The organism is Poseidonocella sedimentorum, assembly GCF_900116005.1.
Lineage (GTDB): Bacteria > Pseudomonadota > Alphaproteobacteria > Rhodobacterales > Rhodobacteraceae > Poseidonocella > Poseidonocella sedimentorum.
In genome coordinates this window covers 125,190-150,139 of sequence record NZ_FOYI01000002.1, presented here as the reverse complement: position 1 = coordinate 150,139, position 24,950 = coordinate 125,190, and the positions used below count along the sequence as shown (strand labels likewise).

Here is a 24,950-nt window from a genome sequence, read left to right as displayed (position 1 = left end):
CGAAGGGCGCGATGCGTCAGGCGCTGCGGATTGTCACGTCTGCCGGCAAGCTCCGGCCGGCCACAAGCGCCGCGTTGGCGAGGTCGTTGGCTTCCGCGCGAGCGGCGGCATCCTCGGGGCTGTGTCCGAAGTGGAGCCAGCGCGCGACAAGCCGCTCGCGCAGCACACACTCTGGCACATCGAGGGCGATGGACAGATCCCAAAGCGGGCGCAGATCGCGCCAGACCGGGGCGTCGAGCAGAAGGTAGTTGCCTTCGATCACCACGGTGTCGCAGTTCGGCCCGATGCGCCCGCCCGCGGCGAGCGAGATATCCCGGGCGCGATCGAAGACCGGGAAGAAGACCTCGTCCTCATCCGCAAGCCGCCGCACGAGATGCACAACACCGGCGGCGTCGAAGGTCTCGGGGGCGCCTTTGCGGTCAAGCTGGCCGCGATCCATCAGGATCTGGTTGTGCAGGTGAAACCCGTCCATCGGGACGACGATGGTCGCCGCGCCCGCTTCCGTCATGTGCCGCGCAAGGCTTTCGGCCAGGGTGGATTTGCCGCTGGCGGGCGGACCCGCCAGGGCAATGAGGCGCCGTCGCCCGCGCCGGGGCGTGCGCAGGGCCGCCGCGAGGGCGCGGGACATCTCCGGCGCCAGCCCGGTCATGCCGCCTTGGGGGCCTCGATCGCGCCGGTCATGAAGGCCACCGCGTCGGACATGGTGTAGTCCTTGGGGTCGATCACGCAGAGGCGTTTGCCAAGCCGGTGGACGTGAATCCGGTCTGCGATTTCAAAGACATGCGGCATGTTGTGGCTGATGAGGATGATCGGGATGCCGCGGGCGCGGACGTCCTGGATCAGCTCCAGCACCTTGCGGCTTTCCTTGACGCCGAGCGCGGCGGTGGGCTCGTCGAGGATCACCACCTTGGAGCCGAAGGCCGCGGCGCGCGCCACCGCGACGCCCTGACGTTGCCCGCCCGAGAGACTCTCGACCGCCTGGTTGATGTTCTGGATCGTGGACAGGCCCAGATCGTTGAGCTTCTGCCGGGCGAAGGCCTGCATCGCCGGTTTGTCGAGCTGGCGCAGGAGCGAGCCGCGCACTCCCGGCTTGCGAAGCTCGCGGCCCATGAACATGTTGTCGGCGATCGACAGCGCTGGCGACATGGCGAGCTGCTGATACACGGTCTCGATCCCCGCCTCTCGCGCATCGATCGGCGAGCGGAAGTTGATCTCGCGCCCTTCGAGCCAGATCTTGCCCGCATCCGGCACGACCGCGCCCGACACGGCCTTGATCATGGAGGATTTCCCGGCCCCGTTGTCGCCGATCACGGCGAGGATCTCGCCCGGCATGAGGTCAAAATCGGCCTGATCGATGGCGGTCACCTTGCCATAGCGTTTGACGAGCCCGCGGGCTTTCAGAATCGGTTCCATCACGCACTTACCTTTCTGATCCACTGGTCCACCGCGACGGCGCCGATGATCAGCACGCCGATGAGCAGGAACGTCCATTGGGGGTTGGCGCCGGCCATGCGCAGGCCGAGTTCGAACACGCCGACGATCAGCGCTCCGAAGAAGGCGCCGACGATCGAGCCGCGCCCGCCGAAGAGAGACACGCCGCCGATGACGACCGCGGTGATCGCCTGGATGTTGCCGATGACGCCGGTGGTCGCTGAGGGCGAAACCGAGCCGAACCGCCCGATCATGACCCATCCGGCAAGCGCGCAGATGAATCCGGTCAGCATGTAGACCGACATGAAGGTGCGGTGGACATTGACGCCCGAGAGCGCGGCGGCTTCGGGATCATCCCCGACGGCGTAGACATGCCGGCCCCAGGCCGTGCTGCGCAGGGCATAGGCGAGGATGAAGACCAGCGCGATCATCAGCACGACGCCGAGGTTGAAGGTCGCGCCGGCGACGGAGAACTTGACGCCGAGAAACTGCAGGAAGCGCGCTTCGGCTTCGATGTCCTGGGCGCGGATGGTCTCGTTGGCCGAGAGCAGGTAGTTCACCGCGAGGACGATCTGCCACATGCCGAGCGTGACGATGAAGGGCGGCAGCTTGAGACGGCTCACGAGCCAGCCGCTGATTCCGCCGATCCCGGTCCCGGCGATGAGGCCGAGCAACACGGACAGCGCCGGGGGCACCCCGTAGTCGAACGTCAGCTTGCCCATCACAACCGAACAGAGCACCGCGATCGCGCCGACGCTGAGGTCGATCCCCGCGGTCAGGATGATCAGCGTCTGGGCCGCGGCGAGCACGCCGACGATCTGGACCTGCTGGAGAATGAGGGTGAGGGCGAATGGTGAGAAGAACCGCGAGCCGAGCGCAAGGCCGAAGATGAGGATCGAGGCCAGCAGGACGATCAGTGGCACCATCGATGGCGTCTTGTGCAGTACATCGTGAAATCGGCCGACGAAGCCTTTGCCGGACTCGTCGAAAGTCGCGATCTTGCTGTCCGCCGAAGATACAACGGATTCGTAATTGTCAGTTTGAGACATGGCCCCCTCCCGTAGCCGGATGCGCCCCGGACATGGCGGGGGCGCGGGTGGAGGGGCGGTCAACGCCGCCCCCCGGGTTCGATGTTCGGCCGCTTATGGGCCGCTGTCTGGTCGCTGTGATCAGCCCCAGCAGAGATCGTTGCCTTCGGCGACGGTAATGCTGTCCACGCCGCTGGCCGGTTGATCGGTCACCAGGCTGACGCCGGTGTCGAAGAAATCCTTGCCGTCGGTGGCGGAGGGTTTGATGCCGTCCTTGGCCCATGCCGCGATCGCCTCGATGCCGAGCGATGCCATGCGCATCGGGTATTGCTGCGAGGTCGCGCCGATGACGCCTTCGGCCACATTCTGAACCCCCGGGCAGCCGCCGTCCACAGAGACGATCAGCACGTCGTTTTCCCGGCCAATCGCCTTGAGCGCCTCATAGGCCCCGGCGGCGGCGGGCTCGTTGATGGTGTAGACCACGTTGATGAACGGATCTTGCGCCAGCAGGTTTTCCATCGCCTTGCGGCCGCCTTCTTCGTTCCCGGCGGTCACGTCATGGCCGACGACGCGACTGTCATCTTCATCGCCCCATTTGTTGGGGTCGCCAAGCTCGATGCCGAAGCCCTTGAGGAAACCCTGATCGCGGAGAACGCCCACGGTCGGTTGCGAAACCGCAAGGTCGAGCATCGCGATCTTGGCATCCGCCGCCGCATCGCCCAGCGAGGCCGCGGCCCATTTGCCGATCAGCTCACCGGCGAGGAAGTTGTCGGTCGCGAAGGTCATGTCGGCGGCGTCGCTCGGATCGAGCGGCGTGTCGAGCGCGATCACCAGCAGGCCCGCATCGCGCGCTTGCTGGAGGGAGGGCACGATGCCGGAGGGATCGGACGCGGTGATCAGGATGCCTTTGGCGCCATTGGCGATGCAGGTTTCGATCGCGGCAACTTGCGTCTCGTTATCGCCGTCGATCTTGCCCGCGTAGGAGTTGAGGGCGATCCCGAGCTCTTCGGCCTTGGCCGTGGCGCCTTCGCGCATCTTGACGAAGAACGGGTTGGTATCGGTCTTGGTGATGAGACAGGCGCCGATATCGCTGGCCTGTGCGCCGGTTGTCATGGCTGCGATGGCCAGAGCGGATGCGGTCAAAACTGTTTTCATTGGGTCTCTCCTCCCGGATTTATCAAGGCTTTCACGTGCGGGCTCCTCTCCCGCGCCTGCTCCATGTTCACGAGCAAGTCCGGCTAAATGGGCCAGATTCGCAGCGCGCTGTCAATTAATAAATAAATTTTATTTACTAATAGATCCGTGCTATACATTCCTTCCGCAGGGCGGAGGGGGTATAGAGAGGAATGGACGGAGGCAGCATCGACGACCGGGCCCGCGGGGTCTCACAGCGCAGGGTTCGCGATCACAACGAACGCCTGCTCCTCACGATGCTCCAACGCCATGGCGGATTGCCCGGCGCGGATCTCGCGCGCAAGTCGGGGCTCTCGCCGCAGACGGTCTCCAACATTTTGAGAAAGCTGGAAAAAGACGGCATCCTCGCGCGGGGAACGCCGCGCCGGGGTAAGGTCGGGAAGCCGTCTATTCCGATGGAGCTCAACCCGGATGGCGTGCTGGCCTTCGGGCTCAAGCTCGGGCGGCGCAGCGCCGATCTGGTGCTGCTCGATTTCGTCGGGACGGTGCGCGGCCAGCTGCATCTGGACTATGCCTATCCCATGCCGGCGGAGATATTCGCCTTCCTCGAACGCGGGATCGCCGAGCTTCGCGGCAGGGTTGACGAGGCCCTGCATCCACGGATTTGCGGCATTGGCATCGGCACGCCCTTCGAGCTCTGGCGGTGGCACGATCTGGAAGGCGACATGGCGCAGACCTTCGTTTCCTGGAAGGACGTGAATTTCGCCGAGACGGTCGCGCGGTTCAGCGCCTTGCCCTGTGTCGTGGTCAATGATTCCACCGCCGCCTGCCATGCCGAGCATCTCTATGGCGCGGGCACGAAGTATCGCGATCATGCCTACTTCTTCATTGGCTCCTTCATCGGTGGCGGTGTGGTGCTCAACGATACCGTCTTCGAGGGCAATCAGGGCAACGCCGGCGCGCTGGGATCGATGCGCAGCACCGGGCCGCTGGGCGAAAGCCGCCAGCTCATCGACGTGGCCTCGATCCACCAGTTGGAGACCCGTCTCGTGGAAGCCGGGCTCGACCGGAGCTTGCTGTGGCGTCAGCCGCAGGATTGGAGCGCGCTGTCGCGCTATGTCGATCCATGGATCGGGCAGACGGCGCAGGAGCTGGCCAAGGCCTCGCTCTCGATCTGTTCGGTCATCGATTTCGAGGCGATCCTGATCGACGGGGCCTTCCCGTCGGAGGTGCGCGACGCGCTGGTCGAACGGGTCCGCCGGTACCTCGTCAATCAGGACACGCGCGGCCTCATCTCGCCCAGGATCGAACCCGGCAGCATCGGCGAAAACGCCCGGGCCATCGGGGCGGCGAGCAGCCCGATCTTCGCGCAATTCTTCCTCAACGCCAACGCGGGGCTCTCCGTCCTCTGAACGATTTTGTGGGGGACGGGTGCCGGGCGGTCGGGCCGCCCGGCAGGTCTTTTGCCGCTTCTTAGAAGAAGCCCAGCTTGTTGGGATTGTAGCTCACCAGCATGTTCTTGGTCTGCTGGTAGTGATCGAGCATCATCTTGTGATTTTCGCGCCCAACACCCGACTGCTTGTAGCCGCCGAAGGCCGCGTGGGCCGGATAGGCGTGGTAGTTGTTGATCCACACCCGTCCGGCTTCGATGTCGCGGCCAAAGCGATAGGCGCGCGTGCCGTCCCGCGTCCAGACCCCGGCGCCGAGGCCGTACATCGTGTCATTGGCGATGGCGAGCGCTTCGGCCTCGTCCTTGAAGGTCGTGACCGAGACGACCGGGCCGAAGATTTCCTCCTGGAAGACGCGCATCTTGTTGTGGCCCTTCAGGATCGTCGGCTCGATGTAGAACCCGTCGGCCAGATCGCCGTTGAACCGCGTGGCGTTGCCGCCGACCAGAACCTCCGCGCCCTCTTCGACGCCGATGGTGAGATAGGAGAGGATCTTGTCCTGCTGCTCCTGGCTTGCCTGCGCGCCGACCATGGTTTCGGAATCGCGCGGATCGCCCTGCTTGATCGCCTTCACCCGCGCGATGCAGCGCGCGATGAATTCCTCGTAGATGTCCTCCTGAATGAGTGCGCGGCTCGGGCAGGTGCAGACCTCGCCCTGATTGAACGCGAAGAGGACGAAGCCTTCGACGGCCTTGTCGAGGTAGGCATCATCGGCGGCCATCACATCCGAGAAGAAGATGTTGGGCGATTTGCCCCCAAGCTCCAGCGTCACCGGGATGAGGTTGTCGGTCGCGGCCTTCATGATGATCCGCCCGGTCTCGGTCGAACCGGTGAAGGCGATCTTGGCGATCCGGCTGCTGCGCGCCAGCGGCCCGCCCACATCGGGGCCCATGCCGTTGACGATGTTGAGCACGCCATCGGGCAGCAGATCGGCGATCAGCTCGGCCACCACCATGATCGCGGCGGGCGTCTGTTCGGCGGGTTTGAGCACGACGCAGTTGCCGGCTGCAAGCGCGGGAGCCAGCTTCCACGCCGCCATCAGGATCGAGAAGTTCCACGGGATGATCTGGCCCACCACGCCGAGCGGCTCATGGAAGTGATAGGCGACGGTGTCATTGTCGAGCTCGGACATGCTCCCTTCCTGCCCGCGCAGCACGCCGGCGAAGTAGCGGAAGTGATCCACGGCGAGCGGGATGTCGGCGGCCTCGGTCTCGCGGATCGGTTTGCCGTTGTCCCATGTCTCGGCGCGGGCGATGAGCGCGAGGTTTTCCTCGATCCGGTCCGCAACCCGCAGCAGGATGTTGGAGCGTTCGGTCGCCGAAGTCTTGCCCCAGGCGTCCTTGGCCGCGTGGGCCGCGTCGAGGGCAAGCTCCACATCTTCCGCCGTCGACCGTGCCACCTCGCAGACCTTCTGGCCGGTGATCGGGGTGATGTTGTCAAAGTACTGGCCCTTGACCGGGGCCACGAATTTTCCGCCGATGAAATTGTCATAGCGGGTGGCGAACGGCGAGGTGTAGGTGCCGTCGATCTGCGTCATTTCATTCATGAGAAGTCCTCCACGTTTCAGCCCGGTCCTCCAACCGGGTCCCGGGACTATGGCGGCGCGGGCGCGCGGCGTCAGCGGGGGGGAGGCAGACAGGGGCGGGAGGGTGTCTCAGGAGCGAGACAGCTCAGGCGCGGTTCTTGTCGAGCCCGAGCCGTTTCATCCGTCGGTAGAGGGTCGCGCGGCCGATGCCGAGCGCGCGCGCCGCTTCCGCGACATTGCCGCCCGCCCGCGCCAGCGCCCGGTTCATCGCGGCGCGCTCGGCCTTTTCAAACCCCGTGACCTCGTCATCGCGGCCAAAGAGATCGGCGGCGGGAATCGGCGGGATCGGGCCGCAGGGCGCAAGCTGGAACGCCTTGCGGGCGCCGCGCGTGGCGCCGAGCACCAGATCGTCGCGGTCCACCGCGAGCAGGCAGACCGCCTCGTTGCCCTCCGGCGCGGCGGCGATGATGCGCGCTTTGGGAAAGGCGGCGCGGAAGGTGTCGGCTTCGATCTGGCGCGCGGTCTGGGCGACCATCGCGGCTATGAGGTTGTTGAAGCCTTCGGTCTGGTTGGACCGGGCCGACGAGACATCCAGAGCCCCGATCAACGCCCCCTCGGCGCCGAAAATCGGCGCGTCCATGCAGCTCATGGCAGTGTTGCGGGCGCGGAAATGTTCGTCGCGGTGGATGATCACGCGGCGCGCCTCGGCGATGCAGGTGCCGATTCCATTGGTGCCTTCGGAGGATTCCGACCAGTCCGCCCCGGTGCTGAGCCCCCAGTCCTCAAAGATGCGCCGGTCGCCCGTGGCGATGCGTTGGTCGAGCACGATGCCTTCGGCGTCTGTCAGCAGGACGCCGCAGCCCGAGCCGCCGACGAGCTCGTAGAGCGCGTTAAGCTTCGGGGCGGCCACGCGCAGCATCACGTCGGATTGCTCCTTGCGCGAGCGCAGGCTCTCCTCGGTGATCCGGTGGACCTCGCTGCTCGTCCCGGGGTCGAGCCCGTGGTGCTCAAGCGACCGGCGCCAGGACGCCGCGAGCCGGGATCGCGCTGCCGCACCCGGGTCGGTCGCAACCTCCCAGACATGCTCCTCATGACGCGGCGGTAAAGCCATCGCGATCCTCCTCCTGGCAGGCACAGTAGCGCGGGCGATGCCCTTGGGGAAGCGCCGTGGCGCGCGCGGGCAGCGGCCCGGCAATTCGCCGCCCGCGCGCGATTGTGGACATTGAGGGGGCGACAAGCGCGAAATTCATCTTATATCGGGAGTGTCATGTCCCGTCTCACAGCCCTCTCCCTGCGCGTCTCCGATCTGGTCGACAGCTTCGCGCCCGTCTCCGATCCGCCGCCCGATCGCCTGCTCTCCTTCTTTCGCTGGGCGGTACGCGGCAGCGGCTGGATCCTCGCGATCACCGCCGTGGCCTCGGCCGCCGCCGGGGCGATCGATGTCATGGCGGCGCTGGTGCTTGGCTATGTGGTCGATCTTGCGCTGACCTCGGGTCCCGAGCGGCTCTTCACCGATCAGTGGCATCTCCTGCTCGCGGCGGCGGCGTTTTTCGTGCTGCTGCGCCCGCTGATCTTCGCGCTCTACAATTACATGAGCGCCATGGTGGTGACGCCCAACGTCTTCAACATGGTCGTCTCGCGGATTCATCGCTGGACCATGGGCCACGCGGTCGGCTTTTTTGAAAACGATTTCGCCGGGCGCATCGCGCAGAAGGAAATGCAGACCGCCCGCGCCGTGACGGATGTGACCGTCGAGATGCTGCACAGCGTGCTCTTCGCGCTCGCCTCGGTGGTGGCCGCGCTGATCATGCTGACCACGGTGGATTGGCGCGTGGCGCTGATCTTCGGCGTCTGGATGATCGGCTATGTCTTCATGATCCGCTACTACGTGCCGCGCGTGCGGAAACGCTCCAGCGCGCGGGCCTCCGCGCGGGCGATGGTGACGGGGCAGGTGGTCGACACGGTGACCAACATCAAGACCGTCAAGCTCTTTGCCCACGCCGATTACGAGGATCGCGCGGCGCTCAACGCGATGGGCAATTTCCGCACCAAACAGCTCGAATTCGGCCAGGTCTCCGTCCGGTTCCGCTTCTGGCTGGTGACGCTGGCGGGGCTCTTGCCGGTGATCCTCGTGGGCGGCGCGCTCTATGCCTGGACGCTCGGCTCGGTCAGCACCGGTGAGATCACCGCGATCGTGGCGATTTCCCTGCGGCTGGCGCAGATGACGGGCTGGGTTTCCTACACGCTCATGGGCATTTACGGCAATATCGGCGAGGCCGAGGACGGGATGCGCACGCTCACCCCCGCCCATGACCTGACCGACCGGCACGACGCGCAGGACCTGCCCGCGTTGCGGGGCGAGATCGTCTTTGACGACGTGGGCTTCGCCTATGGCCGCGAGACCGGCGGGATCGAACGGATCGACCTGCGCATCGCCGCCGGAGAGAAGCTCGGGATCGTCGGGGCCTCGGGGGCGGGGAAATCGACGCTCGTGTCGATCCTGCTGCGGCTTTACGATGTCGAGCAGGGGCGCATCCTCGTGGATGGCCATGATCTGCGTGACGTCTCGCAAGAGAGCCTGCGCCGCCAGATCGGCATGGTCACGCAGGAAACTGCCATGTTCAACCGCTCGGCCCGCGACAACATCGCCTATGGCCGGCCCGACGCCACCGAAGAAGAGATCATCGAAGCTGCGCGGCGCGCCGAGGCGCATGAGTTCATCCTCGGGCTGGAGGATCACAAGGGCCGCAAGGGCTATGACGCCCATCTCGGCGAGCGCGGTGTGCGCCTGTCGGGCGGGCAAAGGCAGCGGATCGCTCTGGCCCGCGCCATGCTGAAGGATGCGCCCATCCTCGTGCTCGACGAGGCGACCAGCGCGCTCGACAGCGAGGTCGAGGCAGAGATTCAGGCCGCGCTTTCGACAGTGATGCAAGGCAAGACCGTGCTCGCCATCGCGCACCGGCTTTCCACGCTGGTGGAGATGGACCGGATCATCGTGATGGACGCGGGCCACATCGTCGAGCAAGGCACCCATGATGAGTTGATCGCGTTCGGCGGGCTTTATGCGCGCTACTGGGCGCGCCAGTCGGGCGGCTTCCTCGGGACGGTCGAAGCGGCCGAATAACTCGGGCGTGACCTTCGCCGCGCGGGCCGCTAAACCCCGCGCCATGGACACCTACCTCATAGACCGCCTTGGATTGCAGGGCGACGGCATCGCCGCCGGGCCCGTCTTCGCGCCCCGAACCCTGCCCGGCGAGCGGGTGCGCGGGCGGCTGGACGGGGACCGGCTGACCGACATCGCCATCGAAGAGCCCGTCGCCGCGCGGGTCTCGCCGCCCTGTCCGCAGTATCGCGCCTGTGGCGGCTGCCAGCTTCAGCACGCTAGTGACGATTTCGTTGCCGGGTGGAAACAGGATATCGTGCGCGCCGCGCTGGAGGCGCAGGGGCTCGCGGCCCCGATCAGGCAAATCCACAGCTCGCCCCCCGCCAGCCGCCGCCGCGCGGTCTTCTCGGCGCGACGGACGAAAAAGGGTGTGCTCGCCGGGTTTCACGGGCGCGCCTCGGATGTGATCGTCGATGTGCCGGACTGCCGCGTGATCGCGCCGGAATTGCATCAGGGCCGGGCGCTCGCCGCCGCGCTCGCCAGCGTCGGGACGAGCCGCAAGGGCGAGCTCAAGGTCTTGGTCACCCGCGCGCTTCAGGGGCTCGACGTGGCGGTGGAGGGCGGCAAGCCGCTCGACGTGGCGCTGCGCATGGCGCTGGCCGAACTGGCGCAGAGCCACGGGGTTGCCCGGCTGACCTGGGCCGGAGAGACCGTCGCGATGGAAGCGCCGCCCGAGCAGCGGTTCGGCGCGGCGGTGGTCAGCCCGCCGCCCGGCGCCTTTTTGCAGGCCACCGGGGAGGGCGAAGCCGCGCTCGTGGCGGCGGTCCGCGAAGCGGTGGCCGACGCGGCGCATCTGGTCGATCTCTTCGCCGGCTGCGGCACCTTCGCCTTGCCCCTGGCCGCGCGGGCCAGCGTTCATGCCGTCGAGGGCAGCGGCCCGATGTTGGCCGCGCTGGATCGCGGCTGGCGGCAGGCCTCTGGGCTGCGCAACGTGACGACGGAAACCCGCGATCTCTTCCGCGACCCGCTCCTCGGCCCGGAGCTCCGCGCCTTCGACGCCGCCGTGATCGACCCACCCCGCGCGGGCGCCGTGGCCCAGACCGCGGCCCTCGCCGAGGACGGCCCGCCGCGCATCGCCTTTGTCTCCTGCAACCCGGTGACCTTCGCCCGCGACGCGCGCGTGCTCACGCAGGCCGGCTACCGCATGGCGTGGCTCGACGTGGTCGATCAGTTCCGCTGGTCGCCGCATGTCGAGCTGGTCGCATCATTCCTGCGTGATGGCGCCGATTGACACTGTGCCGCCGCGCGCGAGTGCGCTAAACACGGTCCAAAAAATCGAGCAGAAACCTTCGATAAGGGCAGTGTTATGTGGATAGTTCGAGCGGCCGTGCTGGTCGCGTTTCTGGTGGGTCTTTCCGCCTGTAGCAGCAAGATCAAAACCTATGATGGGCCGGAGGTCACCCGGATCGTCGTCTTCAAGGACGAGCGGCGGATGTACCTGTTTCACAATGATCAGGTGCTCAAGAGCTATGAAGTCGGCCTCGGCTTCGCGCCGGAGGGCCACAAGGCCGTCGAGGGCGACGGGCGCACGCCCGAGGGCCGCTACCGTATCGACCGGCGCAACCCCAACAGCAGCTTTCACCTCTCGGTCGGGATCTCCTATCCCAACACCGCCGATGTGGCGCGGGCGGCAAGCTTCGGCCAGAGCCCGGGCGGGGATATCTTCATCCACGGCACGCCAAATCTCGCCGCCGCGCGCGGCCCGGACTGGACGGCCGGCTGCATCGCCGTCTCCAACGAAGAGATTGAGGAAATCTACGCGATGGTGCCGCTCGGAATCCCGATCGACATCTATAAGTAAACGCGCGCCGGGCGAGTGCCGCCCGGCGGTTCGTCTCAGAAGATGGTCTCGGCCGCGTCCAAACCGGCCGCGCCCACTTCCAGCACCCACCAGAGCTTGCCGCTGCTTTCCTGATGCCAGTCGAAGCCGAGATCGGTCGCGCGGCGGTCAAGGATGATGCGCCGCGTGTCGGGTTGCTCCATCCATGCGGCGAGGGTTTCCAGCTCGGTCTCGAAGGTCTCCGAGATCGTCTCGCCCACCAGCAGCCCCGGATAACCGACGCGGCGGACCCGATCCACCGGCGAGGAGCCGTCCGAGCCGAAATGCCATGGCCGGTTCTGGCGCGCCATGTCGCGCGCGTGGGTCGCGGCGGCGGCGTTGAGCGCGGCGTTGAAGGCCAGCGGCGGGGCCCCCACGGCGGCGCGCAGGGCATTGACCGAGTCGAGCATGCGGAACTGGACCGCGTCGCGCTCGCTTTGCGCAATCCGGTAGACACGCGGCAGCGGCTTGCCATCGGGGCCGAGGGTGGTCGTGGGTGCGGCGGTGCAGGCGCCGAGCGCAAGAAGGCTCGATCCGACAAGAAACGCACGTCTGTTAAGCATCTGGGGCAACTCCGGAACTTTTCACCTCCGACCATGTAGCAGCCCGCGGGCGGGGAGCAAATCGGCATCGGCAAAGGATGGCCGCTAACAGCGGTTTGATTTGCGACTGCGGCATTCGCGCACTATGTCTCACCTCAACAAACGCGCTCAAAATGCAGGAGAGCCAGATGACCAAACCCATCAAGGACGGGGCCACCCCCGCGGCCCGCTTCGGCCGCCGCGCCTTCGTTGCGGGGGGCGTGGCCGCGCTCGGCACGCCGCTCATCGCACAGAACATCGACGGTGCCGCCACTGTCGAGATCGAGGATGACATCAGCCAGACGGTCCGCCGGAACATTTCCAGCTTCCGGACGCTCGACTGGCGGCCCTATTTCGACACGCTCGCCGGCGGCGCGATCCTTGTCGATATCGATTCGCGCGCGCTGCACTACTGGTCGGAGGACGAGAGCGTCTATCGCCTCTATCCCACCTCGGTGCCGCTGTCGGAGGACCTGACCCGCCGCGGCCGGACCAAGGTCATCCGCAAGGTGGAGGGGCCGAGCTGGGCGCCGACGCCTTCGATGAAACAGCGCAATCCCGAGTGGCCGGATTTCGTCGGGCCCGGCCCGGACAACCCGCTGGGGACCCACGCGCTCTATCTGAGCTGGCAGTACTACCGCATCCACGGCACGCACGACACGCGCAAAATCGGGCGGCGCTCTTCCAATGGGTGCATCGGCCTCTACAATGAACATATTGCACAACTTTTCGAGCTCACGAACGTCGATACGCAAGTGTTGCTAATTTGACGACACCCAAGGGCAGATGGAAAATCCAGCATTTGCTTTTCGGATATTTTGCTGTTTAACGAACGGTAACGAAGTAAGCCTGTCTGGCCTTGCATCGTTGTAAGTGTATGAAGGCGGAATTCCGGAGGATTATCATGAAGAAGATCGCTATCGCCGCTGCGTTTTCGGTTGCTGCAACTGGTGCCTTTGCTGGCTCCATGGAAGAGCCGATGATGGAAGCACCTGTCATCGTCGAAGAAGTTGAAGAATCCAGCACCAGCAACGGCATCATCGTGCCGCTCATCCTGGTTGCTCTGGTCGCTGCTGCAGTCGCAGCCGACTGATCCTCAACAGGACAGCGAAAAATAAAAAAGGCGGTGTCTCGTACACCGCCTTTTTTCTTGTCTGAAGGTCTGGGGAGCCCGGCTCAGAGCCAGCCCCCGAGATTGGCCCGGATGATGCCCGCGAGCGCCGCGATATGCGCCGGATCATCGTTGAGGCAGGGGATATAGGTGAAGTCTTCGCCGCCCGCGTGCTCGAAGCTCTCGCGGATTTCCTCGTTGATCTCTTCCAGCGTCTCGATGCAATCGGCCGAGAAGGCCGGGGCGCAAACGGCGATTTTCTTCTTGCTTTCTTCACGTGCGAGGCGTGCGACCTCCTCGACCGTGTAGGGCTGCAACCATTCCTCGGGGCCGAATTTCGACTGGAAGGTCGTGGTGATCTCGGTATCCGCCCAGCCCAGACGCTCCTTGAGCAGCCGCGTCGTCTTCTGGCACTGGCAATGATAGGGATCGCCCTCCATCAGGTAACGGATCGGCACGCCGTGGTAGGAGCAGACGAGGATATCGGGCCTGTTCTCCATCGCGCCGTAGGCCCGTTCGATCGATTGCGCGAGCGCGTCGATATAGGCGGGCGTGTCGAAATAGGGATCGACGATTCGCGCTGTCGGCTGCCACGTCTCTTCCATCAGCGCGCGGAAGAACTGGTCGTTGGCCGTCGCCGAGGTCGCGCCCGCGTATTGCGGATAGAGCGGGAAGAACAGGATCTTGGTGCAGCCGGCCTCCACCATCTCGCGGACCTTCGACTGCGTCGAGGGGTTGCCATAGCGCATGCAGAAATCGACCATCACCGCGTCGCCATAGGTCTCGGTAAGCGAATCACGGAGCGCGCGGGTCTGGTCCTTGGTGATCGTCATGAGCGGACTTTCGCCAGCCTCCTCGTTCCAGATCGAGCGATAAGCGGCGCCCGAGGTGAAGGGGCGCTTGGTCAGGATGACGAGTTGCAACAGCGGCTGCCAGAGCCAGGCCGAATAGTCGATCACGCGCTTGTCCGAGAGGAACTCGTTGAGATAGCGCCGCATGGACCAGTAATCATGGTTGTCCGGCGTGCCGAGATTGGCCAGCAGGATGCCGACCTTGCCGGCACGGATCCTGGGGTGATCGGCGGGGGCCTCTGCCGGGCGAGTGCCGGTGGAATTGTTGGTGGGATTGGCGGTGGGATTGGCGTCCAGCATGTGATGTCCCGTTCCTTGGTGTTTCGTGCCGATGTAGCCGGTCAGTCCGCGGGGTCAATCGGCATTGGTGTCTCGGAGGTGCCGAGCGCGTCGGCGAGTCGGGTGGTGGCGGAGCCCGGGCGCAGCGGCCGGGGCTGGGAGGCTTCGGGTGCCCAGCCGGACAGGACGATCATCTCGATGCTCGCGGGGACGCGGCCGTCCACGCCGGCGTGTTGCGCCCGATAAAGGCGCTCGGCCTCGGTGAAGATGGCGCGGCGGGTGGTGTGGCGCGGGCGCAGGTGCAGCGCGTTGCCCTCGCCCATGGCGCGCAGATCGTGCATCAGCGCGCGGGGGCTTGGGTAGCTCAGCGTCTGTAGCACGCTGTCCGCCACCGGCAGAGCGAAGCCCGCCCGTTGCAGCAGCCCGCCAAGATCGCGGATCCCCGCCATCGGCGCGACCCGGGGCGAGAGCCCGCCGGTGAGCCGGGTTTCAGCCTCGGCCAGCGCGGCCCGCAATTCCTGAAGCGTCCGGCCCCCGAGGGTGGCACAGAGCAGCAGCCCGTCGGGCTTGAGCGCGCGGCGGCACTGGATGAGCTGGCCCAGCGGATCATTGGCCCAGTGGAGGCCAAGCGCGTGGATCACCAGATCATGCGCCCCCGGCGCGAGCTCCAGCACCTCCGCCTCCGGGCACAGCACCGCGTCCCCGGCCAATCCGCGCCAGATTTCGGGAAAACCGGTCACCACGGCCGCCGCCGTAAAGCGCCTGTTAACCATCGCCAGCCGATCTTCCACCTCGTCGCGGGCCAGCTCTTGCAGCAGGCCCTCCCGCGCGCGGGTACGGTTGCGCGCCAGCGCAGCGCCGTCGGTCAATGTCGGGATACCGGTCATGAAACTTGAGAATACTGTCTTTGCCGGGGTGCTTCAAACGGCTTTGCGCGTGGTCTATCCCGCGCGGTGCCTCGGCTGCGGCGAGATGGTTGAGGGCGAATTCGGCCTCTGCGGGTCCTGCTGGCGCCAGACGCCGTTCATCGAAGGGCCGCTCTGTCACCTTTGCGGCGCCCATGTGCCCGGCGGGGCTGGGCCGATGGAATTCGCCGAAGAGATCGTCTGCGAGGCCTGCACCGAAACGCCGCGCCCGTGGGATGCGGGGCGCGCTGCGCTGCATTACGAAGGGCGCGCGCGCCAGCTCATCCTCCAGCTCAAGCATTCGGACCGCGACGACATCGCCCGGCCCGCCGCCCGCTGGATGGCCCGCGCGGCGCGCGAAATCCTCGCGCCAGACATGCTGGTCGCGCCCGTACCGCTCCACTGGAGCCGGATGATGAAGCGCCGCTACAATCAGGCCGGACTGCTCGCGCGCGGCATCGCCGATGTCGAAGGCCTCACCTGTGTGCCCGATCTGCTGGAGCGCCACAGCCGCACCGAAAGCCTCAAGGGCAAGGACCGCGACGCTCGGTTCGCCGAGCTGAGCAACCGTCTGCGCGTCGCGCCGCGGCACCGCGCACGGCTTTCGGGCAAGCCGGTCCTTATCGTCGATGATGTCATGACGAGCGGAGCGACCTTTTCCGCGGCAACAGAGGCCTGTCTTGACGCAGGCGCGCGGCGGGTTTGCGTGGTATCACTGGCACGCGCGGCGCGGGACGCCTAGATAGTGGGTCAACTCACCTATCGAAGGGCGATCCCATGCAAACCATCGACATCTACACCTCGCCGCTCTGCGGCTATTGCCACGCCGCCAAACGCCTGCTGAGCCAGAAGGGCGTGAGCTTCTCCGAAATCGACATCTCCAGCGAGCCGAACAAACGCGCCGAGATGGTCCAGCGCAGCCAGGGCGGCCGGACCGTGCCGCAGATTTTCGTCGGCGATATCCATGTGGGCGGCTGCGACGATCTCTACGCGCTCGACCGGGCGGGAAAACTCGACGCGCTGCTGGCGGCCTGAGCGGTGATGCGCGCGGCCCTGATCCAGCTTTGCAGCTCCGACGACCCGGTGGCCAACCTGCCGGTGACGCGCGCCTTTCTGCGTGAGGCGGCGGAAGGCGGCGCGCGAGTCGTCCTGACGCCCGAAGTCACCAATTGCGTCTCGTCCAGCCGCGAGCATCAGGACCGGGTACTCTCTTCCGAGGCCGATGATCCGACGCTCGCGGGCCTGCGCGAAGAGGCGGCGGCGCTCGGGATCTGGGTCCTCATTGGCTCGCTGGCGCTCAAGACCGCCGATCCGGACGGGCGCTTTGCCAACCGTTCCTTCCTGATCTCGCCGGACGGGGCGATCGCGGCGCGTTACGACAAGATCCACATGTTCGACGTGGCCGTGACCGAGGAAGAGACCTATCGCGAATCGGCCGGATTCCGGCCCGGCGCGCGCGCTGTCACCGCCGCGCTGGGCGCGCAGCGGCTGGGGATGAGCATCTGCTACGATCTGCGCTTCCCACATCTCTACCGCCGCCTCGCGCAGGCGGGGGCGGGCGTGCTTGCGGTCCCCGCGGCGTTCTCCCACGTGACCGGCGCCGCCCACTGGGAGCCGTTGCTGCGCGCGCGCGCGATCGAGACGGGCGCCTACGTGCTCGCGCCGGCCCAGACCGGGCTGCACCCTTCCGAGACCGGCAAGAGCCGCCGGACCCATGGCCATAGCCTCGCGGTTTCGCCCTGGGGCGAGGTGCTCACCGATGGCGGCACGGCGCCCGGTATTTGCTACGTCGATCTTGATCCCGAGGCCGTGGCGCAGGCGCGGGCGCGAATCCCTTCGGTTTTGGCCGATGCGCCTTTTGACGGCCCCGATCCGCATGGATGAGGCCGAAAGCGCGCTGGCGGTCGCGCTCTTCAGCGAGATATTCACCGCCGATCAGCTCCTGCGCAGCCGGCTGACCCGGGTCCTGCCGGCGGGCATGGAAATCTCGCATTTCTCCGTGCTCAACCAGCTCGCCCGCGCCAGCGATGAAAAGACGCCCGCCCAACTCGCCCGGAGCTTTCACGTCACCCGCGGCGCGATGACCAACACGCTGCGGCGGCTGGAGAGCGCGGGCCATGTGCATATCCGCCCCGACTGGGACGACGCCCGGCGCAAACGCGTGACCATCAGCCCCGCCGGGCTTCAGGCCCGCGATGACGCACTGGCCGCACTGTCGCCGCTGATTTCGCAGATCATCGGCGATCTGGGGCAAGAGCGCGCGCGGGCGATCCTGCCGATCCTGCGCGATCTGCGCGCAGCGCTCGAGACCGATTGAGGGCGCATTCTTGCGTGGCCCCGCCGCGCGCCATCATATAAGACCCTGCCCATGAAAGAAGAGACCAGAAGCGACCTCAGCACCCCATCGACCCGGCAGGCGATTCGGCGGCTGCTCGTCGAATCCGTCATCCCCCTGCGCAAGCTGTTCATCGGCTCGCTCATCTGCATGCTCGCGGTCGCTGGGTTCACCGCGGCGCTGGCCTGGTCCACCAAGCTCATCGTCAACGAGGTTTTCGTCGCGGCCAATGCCTCGGCGGCGATCGGCGTCGCGCTGCTGGTGATCGGGGTCTCGCTGGGCAAGAGCCTGAGCCAATACGTCAACTCGATCCTCTCGGTGCAGATCAACCGCAAGGTCGCGATCCGCTATCAGAAACAGGTCTTCCGCAAATTCCTCTTCCAGAACGTTCAGGAATTCGCCGGCATCGCCGCGCCGCGCCACATGGCCAAGGTCAACCTCTGGGGATCGGCCTGCGGGCAGGTCGTGCTCGCGCTCACCAACAAGTTCCTCACCGATATCCTGACGCTCATCGCCCTTGTGGGTGTCATGATCTGGCAGGATCCGGTGATGTCGCTCGTCACCGCCGTGCTCTTTCCGCTGATCTTCTTTCTGGTGAGCAACCTGACCCGCCGCGTGCGCGAGCTGTCCAAGGCGCAGGCCGAGCTGGCGGGCAACATCTCGACCGCGGGGATCGAGGCGATCAGCGGGATCAAGACGGTGAAGTCCTACGGGCTGGAGGAAAAATCCTTCGCGCGGTTTTCCGATGCCGTTGCCGCGATGGAAAAGCGGCTCTACGCGATCGCGCGCGCGACTTCGGCCACCGTGCCGCTGATGGAGCTTCTGGGCGGCATCTGCATCGGGCTCTTCGTGATCTATGCCAGCTGGCAGACCCTCAGCCAGGGCAAGACCCCCGGCGAATTCACCGCCTTCATCACGGCCTTCCTGCTGGCCTACCAGCCCGCGGAGCGCATCACCAAGACCATGGTCGCGGTCCAGCGCAATCTTGTCCACGTCGAGGACATGTTCGCCTTTCTCGATCAGCCGGATCCGAATGACTCGCGCGGCGAGGGTTCGCTCGATGATGTCGCGCCGTCGATCACCTTCGAGGATGTGAGCTTCGAATACGACGCCAGCTCGCCTGCGCTGCACGGGGTGCAGGCCGCGATCAAACCCGGCGAGCGGGTGGCCATCGTCGGGCGGTCCGGGGCGGGCAAGACGACGCTCGTTGATCTGGTGCAGGGGTTCTATCCGCCGACCTCGGGGCGGATTCTCATCGGCGGCGTGGACATCAACACCATCCCCGAGGCCGAGCTGCGCCGCCATGTGGCGCTCATCTCGCAGGACGTGTTCCTCTTTGAGGGGAGCCTGCGCGACAATATCGCCGACGGGCGGGCCGACGCCACGCCCGAAGAGATCACCGATGCCGCCGACCGCGCCGCCGTAAGCGGCTTTGCGGCCCAGTTGGAGAAGGGCCTCGACACGCCCGTCGGCCCCAATGGTACCTCGCTCTCCGGCGGCCAGAAACAGCGCGTCGGCATCGCCCGAGCACTGGTCAAACAGGCCAAGGTCTACATCTACGACGAGGCCACGAGCGCGCTCGACGGGGAAAACGAACGGGCGATCATGAAGGCGACACTGGGCCGCGAGAGCGACAGCACGATCCTCTTCATCACCCACCGCCCCTCGACGCTGGAATGGGTCGACCGGATCATGGTGATGAAGGACGGCAAGCTCGTCGCCTTCGGCGCGCATGAGGAGCTGGTCGAGAGCAGCAAGGCCTATCGGTCGTTGTTCAACCTCGCGGTCGAGCAACAGAAGAAGGCCAAGGGGCGCTATGGCCGGATCCTCGGCTTTTTCCAGCGCAACACGGGCTGAGGCCCGGGCTGGGCGGTGGCGATGACGGGCTCTCCGCAGAGATCCGCGCCTGAGCTTTTGCCCCATGGGCTGGACGGTCTGGTCCTGCGCTTCGCCACGGCCCTGACCGAAGAGGCCAACGCGGCGGTGCAGGCGTTTCGCGCGCGCGCCGAGGCCGCCGATCTGGACGGAGTTCTGGAAATTGTCCCCGCGCTTGCCTCGCTCTACCTCCGCTTCGATCCGGCTGTGACCAGCCGCGCGGCGCTTGCCGAGGCGCTGCGCGCGATGCTGGACGGGGCGGATGCGGCCACGGCGGCCCCGCCACCGCGCCGGCGCTGGATCATTCCGGCTTGCTTCGAAGGGGCCGACGCGCCGGAGCTTGGGGAGATGGCGCGGCTCGCGGGCCTCTCCGAAGCGGAGGCGATTCGCGCGCTGACGGAAACCGAGACCCGCGTGCTGGCCATCGGATTCGCGCCCGGCCAGCCCTATCTGGGGCTGCTCCCGCCGCAGTGGAACGTGCCGCGCCGCACATCGCTCACCCGCGAGGTCCCCGCCGGTGCCCTCGTCGCCGCGCTGCGCCAGCTTGTGCTCTTTGCCAATCCCTCGCCGACCGGCTGGCGTCAGGTGGGGCGCTGCGCGCTGCGCGTCTTCCAGCCGGAAGCGGAGCGACCCTTTGCCCTCCAGCCCGGCGATGCCCTGCGCTTCCGGGCGGTGAGCGGCGCCGAGCTGGAGCGGCTGGACCGGGAGGCGGGTGACGGACTGGGCGGCGCGGTTCTGGAGCGGCTGCGATGAGCGCCGCACTGACGGTCCACCGGATCGGGCCCGCGGCTTCGGTGCAGGATGGCGGGCGGCCCGGCCTGCTCGCCTCGGGGCTCGCGCGCGGCGGGGCTCTGGATCGGCGGGCGCTGGCCGAGGCGGCGGCGCTGCTGGGCGCGCGGAGCCCGCTTGCCGGGCTGGAGCTGCCCGGCACCGGCGGCGCGTTCTCGGTCGACGCCCCCATCACCTTCGCCCTGACCGGCGCGCCGATGGCCGCCCGGATCGACGGGCGCGCGCTTGCGTGGTCCGCGACCCATCGGTTGCACCCTGGCGAAGGGCTCGAGATCGGCGCGGTACGGCGCGGTGCGGTGGGGTATCTGACCCCGGCGGGATCCATCGACAGCGCGCCTCTGCTGGGCAGCCGGTCGGCTCATATCGCGGCGGGGCTCGGGCGGTGGCTCGCGCCGGGAGACAGTCTGCCTTGCGCCACGGCGCCGGGTGATGAGGCGCTTGCGGGCCGGCTCCTGTCGCCCGAGGATCGCTTTTCGGGGGGCGTCCTTCGGGTCCTGCCGGGGCCGCAAACCGGGCTCTTTCCCGCGCCCCTGCGCGCGGCGTTTGCCGGCGCGCGCTTCCGGATCGGCCCCCGGACCAACCGGCAGGCGGCGGAGCTTCTCTGCCCCGACTGGCAGCCGAATCACCACGCGGGCGACCTTGTCTCCGACATCATCGGCCCCGGCGATATCCAGATTACAGGCGATGGCACGCCCTTTGTCCTGCTGGCTGAATGCCAGACCATCGGCGGCTACCCCCGCATCGGGACGGTGCATCCCGCCGACCTGCCGACGCTCGTCCAGTCGGGGTCCGATGCCGCGCTCTCGTTCCGCTTCACCGCCGAGGAGGACGCGCCGGCCTGGGTGCCGGAGGCCGAGGAAATCGCAGCCCTCGCGCGCCGGATCACCCCGCTGCGGCGCGACCCGGCGACGATGCCTGACCTGCTGTCCTATCAACTGATCAGCGGGGTTACGGCGGGGGATGACGCATGAAACCGGGGCGCCGCGCGGCCGGCGATGGCGGGCAACCGCCGCGTGGATCGGGCAGGTGACTCGACGAATCACCCTTTTCCTCGGGCGGACGAATTGCGATGGAGAGCGCACGGGCGCATGCGCCCAAGTGTGTTGCAGGGGGCGAAGGGCATGAAACTACTGGTTACAGGGTCGTCGGGCTTCATCGGCTATCACCTTGTCTCGCGCCTCCTGGATCAGGGGCACGAGGTCGTGGGGCTCGATGCGCTGACCGACTACTACAGCGTTGCGCTCAAGCAGGCGCGGCTTGCCATGCTCGACGGGCGGTCCGGGTTTCGCCAACTGCCCGGCCGGGTCGAGACGCCGGGCCTTTTGCGCGATCTGCTGGCCGAGGAGCGGCCGGAGGTGATCGTGCATTTCGCGGGGCAGGCCGGGGTGCGCCATTCGATCGAAGAGCCGCGTTCCTACCTCACCTCGAACATGCAGGGCGGGTTCGAGCTTCTGGAAGCCGTGCGGGCCCATCCGGTCAAGCATCTGCTCATCGCCTCCACCAGCTCGGTCTATGGTGCGAACACCGAGATGCCCTATCGCGAGACAGACAAGACCGACACGCCCATGTCCTTCTATGCGGCGACCAAGAAGGCGACCGAGGCGATGGGCCACTCCTATGCCCATCTCTTTGATATCCCAATGACATTTTTCCGGTTCTTCACCGTCTACGGCCCCTGGGGCCGGCCGGACATGGCGCCCTCGCTCTTTGCCGATGCGATCCTCAAGGGGCGGCCGATCAAGGTCTTCAACCATGGCGACATGCGCCGCGATTTCACCTTTGTGACCGACCTCGTGCGCGCGGTCGAGGCGCTGATCGATGCCGCGCCGGAGCGGGGAAAGCCGGTGGGGGCCCATGACAGCCTCTCGCCCGTCGCGCCGCATCGGATCGTGAACATCGGCAATGCCGAGCCTGTGCGCCTTCTGGATTTCATCGGCGCGCTGGAGCGGGCCCTCGGGCGCGAGGCGGAGAAGATCCTGATGGATATCCAGCCCGGGGACGTGCCCGCGACATGGGCCGAGACGTCGCTCCTGCGCGATCTGACCGGAGTGGAGATGGGCACATCGGTCGAGGCGGGCGTGGCCGAGTTCGCGGGTTGGTTCCGCGAATACCACCAGCTCTGAGGCAGCAAAGAAAACGCCCCCGGCCCGAAAGCCGGAGGCGTCTGTTTCAAACCCGAGGCGCGATCAGGCGCGCAGGTCGAACCGGTCGGCGTCCATCACCTTGGCCCAGGCCGCGACGAAATCGGTCACGAATTTCTCCGCGTTGTCGTCCTGGGCGTAGACCTCGGCATAGGCGCGCAGGATCGAGTTCGAGCCGAACACCAGATCCATCCGCGTCGCCGTCCACCTGGTCTCGCCGGTCTTGCGGTCGCGGATCTCGTAGAGGCGGTTGTCCACCGGTTTCCACTCATAGGCCATGTCGGTGAGGTTGACGAAGAAGTCAGTCGTCAGGGCCCCTTCGCGGTCGGTAAAGACGCCGTGCTTGCTGCCACCGTGGTTGGTGCCCATGGCGCGCATCCCGCCGACGAGGACGGTCATCTCATGCGCGGTGAGACCCATGAGTTGGGTCCGGTCGAGCATCATTTCCTCGGGGCTGACGACGTAGTCTTCCTTCTGCCAGTTGCGGTAGCCATCGGCGAGCGGCTCCAGCGGCTCGAAGGAGTCCGCGTCGGTCATCTCCTGAGTGGCATCGCCGCGACCGGGCGAGAACGGCACGGAGACATCGAAGCCCGCGGCCTTGGCCGCCTGCTCGACGCCGCAGTTGCCCGCAAGCACGATCACATCGGCGATGCTCGCCCCGGTTTCGGCCGCGATCGGCTCCAGCACGGAGAGCACCCTGGCGAGGCGGTCGGGCTCGTTGCCGATCCAGTCCTTTTGCGGCGCGAGGCGGATGCGCGCGCCGTTGGCGCCGCCGCGCATGTCCGAGCCGCGATAGGTCCGGGCGCTGTCCCAGGCGGTCGCGACCATCTCGGAGAGGGAGAGCCCGCTCTGCGCGATCCTCGCCTTCACCGCCGTCACGTCATAGCCCGTCGGGCCGGCGGGAATCGGATCCTGCCAGATCAGATCCTCGTCCGGCACATCGGGGCCGATGTAGTTGACCTTGGGGCCCATGTCGCGGTGGGTCAGCTTGAACCAGGCGCGGGCGAAGGTGTCGGCGAAATACTCCGGATCGGCCATGAACTTCTGGCAGATCGCGTTGTAAGCCGGGTCGACCTTCATCGCCATGTCCGCATCCGTCATCATCGGGTTGCGGCGCTTGCTCGGATCGCTCGCGTCGACGGGCTTGTCCTCTTCCTTGATGGTCACCGGCTCCCACTGATGGGCGCCCGCGGGCGATTGCCGCAGCTCCCACTCGTGGCCGAAGAGCATCTCGAAGAAGCCCATGTCGAACCGGGTCGGCTCGGTGGTCCAGGCGCCCTCAAGCCCGGAGGTGACCACGTTGGCCGCCTTGCCGTTCATGTTGGGGTTGCGCCAGCCGAAGCCCTGCTCCTCGATCGGGGCGCCTTCCGGGTCGACCCCGAGCGCGCTCGCGTCGCCGTTGCCGTGGGTCTTGCCGACGGTGTGGCCGCCGGCGGTCAGCGCGACGGTCTCCTCGTCGTTCATCGCCATCCGGGCAAAGGTCTCGCGAATCTGGGCTGCGGTCTTCATCGGGTCGGACTTGCCGTTGACGCCCTCGGGGTTGACGTAGATCAGGCCCATCTGCACCGCGGCGAGCGGGTTTTCCATGGTCGAGGGATCTTCGACATCGTCGTAGCGCTCGTCGGACGGCGCGAGCCATTCCTTCTCGGAGCCCCAGTAGACATCGGTCTCGGGCGCCCAGATATCGGCCCGGCCAAAGCCGAAGCCAAAGGTCTTCAGGCCCATGTTCTCGTAGGCGATGGTGCCGGCGAGGACCATCAGGTCGGCCCAGCTGACCGCGTTGCCGTATTTCTTCTTGATCGGCCAGAGCAGACGGCGCGCCTTGTCGAGGCTGACATTGTCGGGCCAGGAGTTGAGCGGCGCGAAGCGCTGGTTGCCGGTGCCGCCACCACCGCGGCCATCGGCCACGCGGTAGGAGCCCGCGGCGTGCCAGGACATGCGGATCATCAGCCCGCCGTAATGCCCCCAGTCGGCCGGCCACCAGTCCTGGCTGTCGGTCATCAGCGCGTGCAGGTCTTTCTTCAGCGCTTCGAAGTCGAGCGACTTGACCGCCTCGCGATAGTCGAAGTCCGGGCCCATGGGGTCGGTCTTGGTGTCATGCTGATGCAGGATTTCCAGATTGAGCGCGTTGGGCCACCAGCTCGTCACCGAGGTGCCGCTCTTGGTGTTGCCGCCGTGCACGACCGGGCAGGTGCCCACAATGATATCGTTTCCGTCCATGTCCATCTCCCAGGAAAGCTGCGTTTATCGTGGCTGAAAGCGAGGTGTCCGCGCCGTCAGATCTGCGGCTATCAGGGAGTAGCCATAAGGTAAAATTCTGTTTTCTATATTTTGTTATAGGAAAAGGCTATAATACAGCTGCCCCCGGGGCTTGCCGGGGATCGCGCCGCTGGCTGTGCGCGCCCCATGGGTTTGATTTTGGGTTGCGGATCGGCGGCCATGGGCCTATATGCGGCTCAACAGCGGCGCGTTGGCCTCCGGGCAGAACGTTCCACCGGGAAATATCGACGGGCCGCGGGCCCGTTTTTTTGTGTT

The 24,950-nt window shown here is 66.5% G+C and carries 24 protein-coding genes; 14 read left to right on the top strand and 10 right to left on the bottom strand.

Annotated features, from left to right (window positions below; translation table 11 throughout):
- Nucleotides 1–16: 16 nt before the first annotated feature.
- The 4 genes from BM353_RS03695 to BM353_RS03680 form a co-directional block, all read right to left on the bottom strand.
- Nucleotides 17–649 carry an AAA family ATPase gene (locus tag BM353_RS03695; protein ID WP_092076763.1) on the bottom strand — a complete coding sequence of 211 codons (633 nt, stop codon included), beginning with the start codon at nucleotides 647–649 and terminating at the stop codon, nucleotides 17–19.
- Entirely contained in the window at nucleotides 646–1,413 is a 768-nt protein-coding gene (locus BM353_RS03690; protein WP_092076761.1) for an ATP-binding cassette domain-containing protein, read from the bottom strand. The genes BM353_RS03695 and BM353_RS03690 overlap by 4 nt, the downstream gene beginning before the upstream one ends.
- Complete coding sequence (locus BM353_RS03685) at nucleotides 1,413–2,480, bottom strand: ABC transporter permease (protein WP_092076759.1); 1,068 nt, start codon at nucleotides 2,478–2,480, stop codon at nucleotides 1,413–1,415. The genes BM353_RS03690 and BM353_RS03685 overlap by 1 nt, the downstream gene beginning before the upstream one ends.
- A gap of 120 nt (nucleotides 2,481–2,600) precedes the next feature.
- Nucleotides 2,601–3,614 carry a sugar ABC transporter substrate-binding protein gene (locus BM353_RS03680; protein WP_092076757.1) on the bottom strand — a complete coding sequence of 338 codons (1,014 nt, stop codon included), beginning with the start codon at nucleotides 3,612–3,614 and terminating at the stop codon, nucleotides 2,601–2,603.
- A gap of 191 nt (nucleotides 3,615–3,805) precedes the next feature.
- Between BM353_RS03680 and BM353_RS03675 the strand changes: the two genes are divergently transcribed.
- A complete protein-coding gene (locus BM353_RS03675) occupies nucleotides 3,806–5,005 on the top strand; it encodes an ROK family transcriptional regulator (RefSeq protein ID WP_092076755.1) in 1,200 nt (399 codons plus the stop codon).
- A 61-nt stretch (nucleotides 5,006–5,066) separates the two neighbouring features.
- On the opposite strand, the gene exaC is transcribed toward BM353_RS03675, so the two are convergent.
- On the bottom strand, nucleotides 5,067–6,587 hold the full coding sequence (gene exaC / locus BM353_RS03670; protein ID WP_092076753.1) for an acetaldehyde dehydrogenase ExaC: 1,521 nt from the start codon (nucleotides 6,585–6,587) through the stop codon (nucleotides 5,067–5,069).
- A gap of 124 nt (nucleotides 6,588–6,711) precedes the next feature.
- Entirely contained in the window at nucleotides 6,712–7,677 is a 966-nt protein-coding gene (locus BM353_RS03665) for a GAF domain-containing protein (RefSeq protein ID WP_092076751.1), read from the bottom strand.
- Nucleotides 7,678–7,833: 156 nt separating this feature from the next.
- Here BM353_RS03665 and BM353_RS03660 point away from each other — a divergent pair, with 156 nt between their 5' ends.
- The 3 genes from BM353_RS03660 to BM353_RS03650 all read left to right on the top strand — a co-directional run bounded on the left by BM353_RS03660 (nucleotide 7,834) and on the right by BM353_RS03650 (nucleotide 11,530).
- Nucleotides 7,834–9,690 (top strand): ABC transporter ATP-binding protein, encoded by a 1,857-nt coding sequence (locus BM353_RS03660; protein WP_092076749.1) that lies wholly within the window; start codon nucleotides 7,834–7,836, stop codon nucleotides 9,688–9,690.
- Nucleotides 9,691–9,733: 43 nt separating this feature from the next.
- Nucleotides 9,734–10,960, top strand: a complete 1,227-nt coding sequence (locus tag BM353_RS03655; protein WP_092076747.1) for a class I SAM-dependent RNA methyltransferase — start codon at nucleotides 9,734–9,736, stop codon at nucleotides 10,958–10,960.
- A gap of 75 nt (nucleotides 10,961–11,035) precedes the next feature.
- Nucleotides 11,036–11,530: a L,D-transpeptidase family protein gene (locus BM353_RS03650; protein ID WP_092076745.1), complete on the top strand. Its 495-nt coding sequence runs from the start codon at nucleotides 11,036–11,038 to the stop codon at nucleotides 11,528–11,530.
- A 35-nt stretch (nucleotides 11,531–11,565) separates the two neighbouring features.
- Here the strand turns inward: BM353_RS03650 and dalA are convergent, their stop codons facing one another.
- Nucleotides 11,566–12,111: a divisome-associated lipoprotein DalA gene (dalA, locus tag BM353_RS03645; protein WP_092076743.1), complete on the bottom strand. Its 546-nt coding sequence runs from the start codon at nucleotides 12,109–12,111 to the stop codon at nucleotides 11,566–11,568.
- Between the two features lie 167 nt (nucleotides 12,112–12,278).
- On the opposite strand from dalA, the gene BM353_RS03640 reads away from it, so the two are divergent.
- Nucleotides 12,279–12,899: a L,D-transpeptidase gene (locus tag BM353_RS03640; RefSeq protein WP_092077522.1), complete on the top strand. Its 621-nt coding sequence runs from the start codon at nucleotides 12,279–12,281 to the stop codon at nucleotides 12,897–12,899.
- Nucleotides 12,900–13,033: 134 nt separating this feature from the next.
- Nucleotides 13,034–13,222: a hypothetical protein gene (locus BM353_RS03635; RefSeq protein ID WP_092077519.1), complete on the top strand. Its 189-nt coding sequence runs from the start codon at nucleotides 13,034–13,036 to the stop codon at nucleotides 13,220–13,222.
- A gap of 83 nt (nucleotides 13,223–13,305) precedes the next feature.
- On the opposite strand, the gene hemH is transcribed toward BM353_RS03635, so the two are convergent.
- The gene (gene hemH / locus BM353_RS03630) at nucleotides 13,306–14,391 is read right to left on the bottom strand and encodes a ferrochelatase (protein ID WP_092076742.1); all 1,086 of its coding nucleotides are present in this window, start codon (nucleotides 14,389–14,391) and stop codon (nucleotides 13,306–13,308) included.
- A 41-nt stretch (nucleotides 14,392–14,432) separates the two neighbouring features.
- Nucleotides 14,433–15,257 (bottom strand): methyltransferase domain-containing protein, encoded by an 825-nt coding sequence (locus tag BM353_RS03625; protein WP_092076740.1) that lies wholly within the window; start codon nucleotides 15,255–15,257, stop codon nucleotides 14,433–14,435.
- On the opposite strand from BM353_RS03625, the gene BM353_RS03620 reads away from it, so the two are divergent.
- The 8 genes from BM353_RS03620 to BM353_RS03585 all read left to right on the top strand — a co-directional run bounded on the left by BM353_RS03620 (nucleotide 15,256) and on the right by BM353_RS03585 (nucleotide 22,397).
- On the top strand, nucleotides 15,256–16,017 hold the full coding sequence (locus tag BM353_RS03620; RefSeq protein ID WP_092076739.1) for a double zinc ribbon domain-containing protein: 762 nt from the start codon (nucleotides 15,256–15,258) through the stop codon (nucleotides 16,015–16,017). The two genes, BM353_RS03625 and BM353_RS03620, sit on opposite strands and share 2 nt — an antisense overlap.
- 35 nt (nucleotides 16,018–16,052) lie before the next feature.
- Nucleotides 16,053–16,310: a glutaredoxin 3 gene (gene grxC, locus BM353_RS03615; protein WP_092076737.1), complete on the top strand. Its 258-nt coding sequence runs from the start codon at nucleotides 16,053–16,055 to the stop codon at nucleotides 16,308–16,310.
- Nucleotides 16,311–16,316: 6 nt separating this feature from the next.
- Complete coding sequence (locus tag BM353_RS03610) at nucleotides 16,317–17,159, top strand: carbon-nitrogen hydrolase family protein (protein ID WP_092076735.1); 843 nt, start codon at nucleotides 16,317–16,319, stop codon at nucleotides 17,157–17,159.
- Nucleotides 17,152–17,592 (top strand): MarR family winged helix-turn-helix transcriptional regulator, encoded by a 441-nt coding sequence (locus tag BM353_RS03605; RefSeq protein ID WP_092076733.1) that lies wholly within the window; start codon nucleotides 17,152–17,154, stop codon nucleotides 17,590–17,592. Before BM353_RS03610 ends, BM353_RS03605 begins: the two co-directional genes overlap by 8 nt.
- Nucleotides 17,593–17,643: 51 nt before the next feature.
- Nucleotides 17,644–19,467, top strand: a complete 1,824-nt coding sequence (locus BM353_RS03600; protein WP_092076731.1) for an ABC transporter ATP-binding protein — start codon at nucleotides 17,644–17,646, stop codon at nucleotides 19,465–19,467.
- 21 nt (nucleotides 19,468–19,488) lie between these two features.
- The gene (locus BM353_RS03595) at nucleotides 19,489–20,238 is read left to right on the top strand and encodes a 5-oxoprolinase subunit B family protein (RefSeq protein ID WP_092077516.1); all 750 of its coding nucleotides are present in this window, start codon (nucleotides 19,489–19,491) and stop codon (nucleotides 20,236–20,238) included.
- Nucleotides 20,235–21,245: a 5-oxoprolinase subunit C family protein gene (locus BM353_RS03590; protein ID WP_092076729.1), complete on the top strand. Its 1,011-nt coding sequence runs from the start codon at nucleotides 20,235–20,237 to the stop codon at nucleotides 21,243–21,245. Before BM353_RS03595 ends, BM353_RS03590 begins: the two co-directional genes overlap by 4 nt.
- A gap of 150 nt (nucleotides 21,246–21,395) precedes the next feature.
- Nucleotides 21,396–22,397 (top strand): NAD-dependent epimerase/dehydratase family protein, encoded by a 1,002-nt coding sequence (locus BM353_RS03585; protein WP_092076727.1) that lies wholly within the window; start codon nucleotides 21,396–21,398, stop codon nucleotides 22,395–22,397.
- Between the two features lie 63 nt (nucleotides 22,398–22,460).
- On the opposite strand, the gene katG is transcribed toward BM353_RS03585, so the two are convergent.
- Nucleotides 22,461–24,635 carry a catalase/peroxidase HPI gene (gene katG, locus BM353_RS03580; RefSeq protein ID WP_177220445.1) on the bottom strand — a complete coding sequence of 725 codons (2,175 nt, stop codon included), beginning with the start codon at nucleotides 24,633–24,635 and terminating at the stop codon, nucleotides 22,461–22,463.
- Nucleotides 24,636–24,950 lie beyond the last annotated feature (315 nt).

Excerpts from the sequence above, each read along its gene's own strand:
- BM353_RS03695 (WP_092076763.1), bottom strand. The coding sequence starts at position 649 with ATGACCGGGCTGGCGCCGGAGATGTCCCGCGCCCTCGCGGCGGCCCTG.
- BM353_RS03690 (WP_092076761.1), bottom strand. The coding sequence starts at position 1,413 with ATGGAACCGATTCTGAAAGCCCGCGGGCTCGTCAAACGCTATGGCAAG.
- BM353_RS03685 (WP_092076759.1), bottom strand. The coding sequence starts at position 2,480 with ATGTCTCAAACTGACAATTACGAATCCGTTGTATCTTCGGCGGACAGC.
- BM353_RS03680 (WP_092076757.1), bottom strand. The coding sequence starts at position 3,614 with ATGAAAACAGTTTTGACCGCATCCGCTCTGGCCATCGCAGCCATGACA.
- BM353_RS03675 (WP_092076755.1), top strand. The coding sequence starts at position 3,806 with ATGGACGGAGGCAGCATCGACGACCGGGCCCGCGGGGTCTCACAGCGC.
- exaC (WP_092076753.1), bottom strand. The coding sequence starts at position 6,587 with ATGAATGAAATGACGCAGATCGACGGCACCTACACCTCGCCGTTCGCC.
- BM353_RS03665 (WP_092076751.1), bottom strand. The coding sequence starts at position 7,677 with ATGGCTTTACCGCCGCGTCATGAGGAGCATGTCTGGGAGGTTGCGACC.
- BM353_RS03660 (WP_092076749.1), top strand. The coding sequence starts at position 7,834 with ATGTCCCGTCTCACAGCCCTCTCCCTGCGCGTCTCCGATCTGGTCGAC.
- BM353_RS03655 (WP_092076747.1), top strand. The coding sequence starts at position 9,734 with ATGGACACCTACCTCATAGACCGCCTTGGATTGCAGGGCGACGGCATC.
- BM353_RS03650 (WP_092076745.1), top strand. The coding sequence starts at position 11,036 with ATGTGGATAGTTCGAGCGGCCGTGCTGGTCGCGTTTCTGGTGGGTCTT.
- dalA (WP_092076743.1), bottom strand. The coding sequence starts at position 12,111 with ATGCTTAACAGACGTGCGTTTCTTGTCGGATCGAGCCTTCTTGCGCTC.
- BM353_RS03640 (WP_092077522.1), top strand. The coding sequence starts at position 12,279 with ATGACCAAACCCATCAAGGACGGGGCCACCCCCGCGGCCCGCTTCGGC.
- BM353_RS03635 (WP_092077519.1), top strand. The coding sequence starts at position 13,034 with ATGAAGAAGATCGCTATCGCCGCTGCGTTTTCGGTTGCTGCAACTGGT.
- hemH (WP_092076742.1), bottom strand. The coding sequence starts at position 14,391 with ATGCTGGACGCCAATCCCACCGCCAATCCCACCAACAATTCCACCGGC.
- BM353_RS03620 (WP_092076739.1), top strand. The coding sequence starts at position 15,256 with ATGAAACTTGAGAATACTGTCTTTGCCGGGGTGCTTCAAACGGCTTTG.
- BM353_RS03625 (WP_092076740.1), bottom strand. The coding sequence starts at position 15,257 with ATGACCGGTATCCCGACATTGACCGACGGCGCTGCGCTGGCGCGCAAC.
- grxC (WP_092076737.1), top strand. The coding sequence starts at position 16,053 with ATGCAAACCATCGACATCTACACCTCGCCGCTCTGCGGCTATTGCCAC.
- BM353_RS03610 (WP_092076735.1), top strand. The coding sequence starts at position 16,317 with ATGCGCGCGGCCCTGATCCAGCTTTGCAGCTCCGACGACCCGGTGGCC.
- BM353_RS03605 (WP_092076733.1), top strand. The coding sequence starts at position 17,152 with ATGGATGAGGCCGAAAGCGCGCTGGCGGTCGCGCTCTTCAGCGAGATA.
- BM353_RS03600 (WP_092076731.1), top strand. The coding sequence starts at position 17,644 with ATGAAAGAAGAGACCAGAAGCGACCTCAGCACCCCATCGACCCGGCAG.
- BM353_RS03595 (WP_092077516.1), top strand. The coding sequence starts at position 19,489 with ATGACGGGCTCTCCGCAGAGATCCGCGCCTGAGCTTTTGCCCCATGGG.
- BM353_RS03590 (WP_092076729.1), top strand. The coding sequence starts at position 20,235 with ATGAGCGCCGCACTGACGGTCCACCGGATCGGGCCCGCGGCTTCGGTG.
- BM353_RS03585 (WP_092076727.1), top strand. The coding sequence starts at position 21,396 with ATGAAACTACTGGTTACAGGGTCGTCGGGCTTCATCGGCTATCACCTT.
- katG (WP_177220445.1), bottom strand. The coding sequence starts at position 24,635 with ATGGACGGAAACGATATCATTGTGGGCACCTGCCCGGTCGTGCACGGC.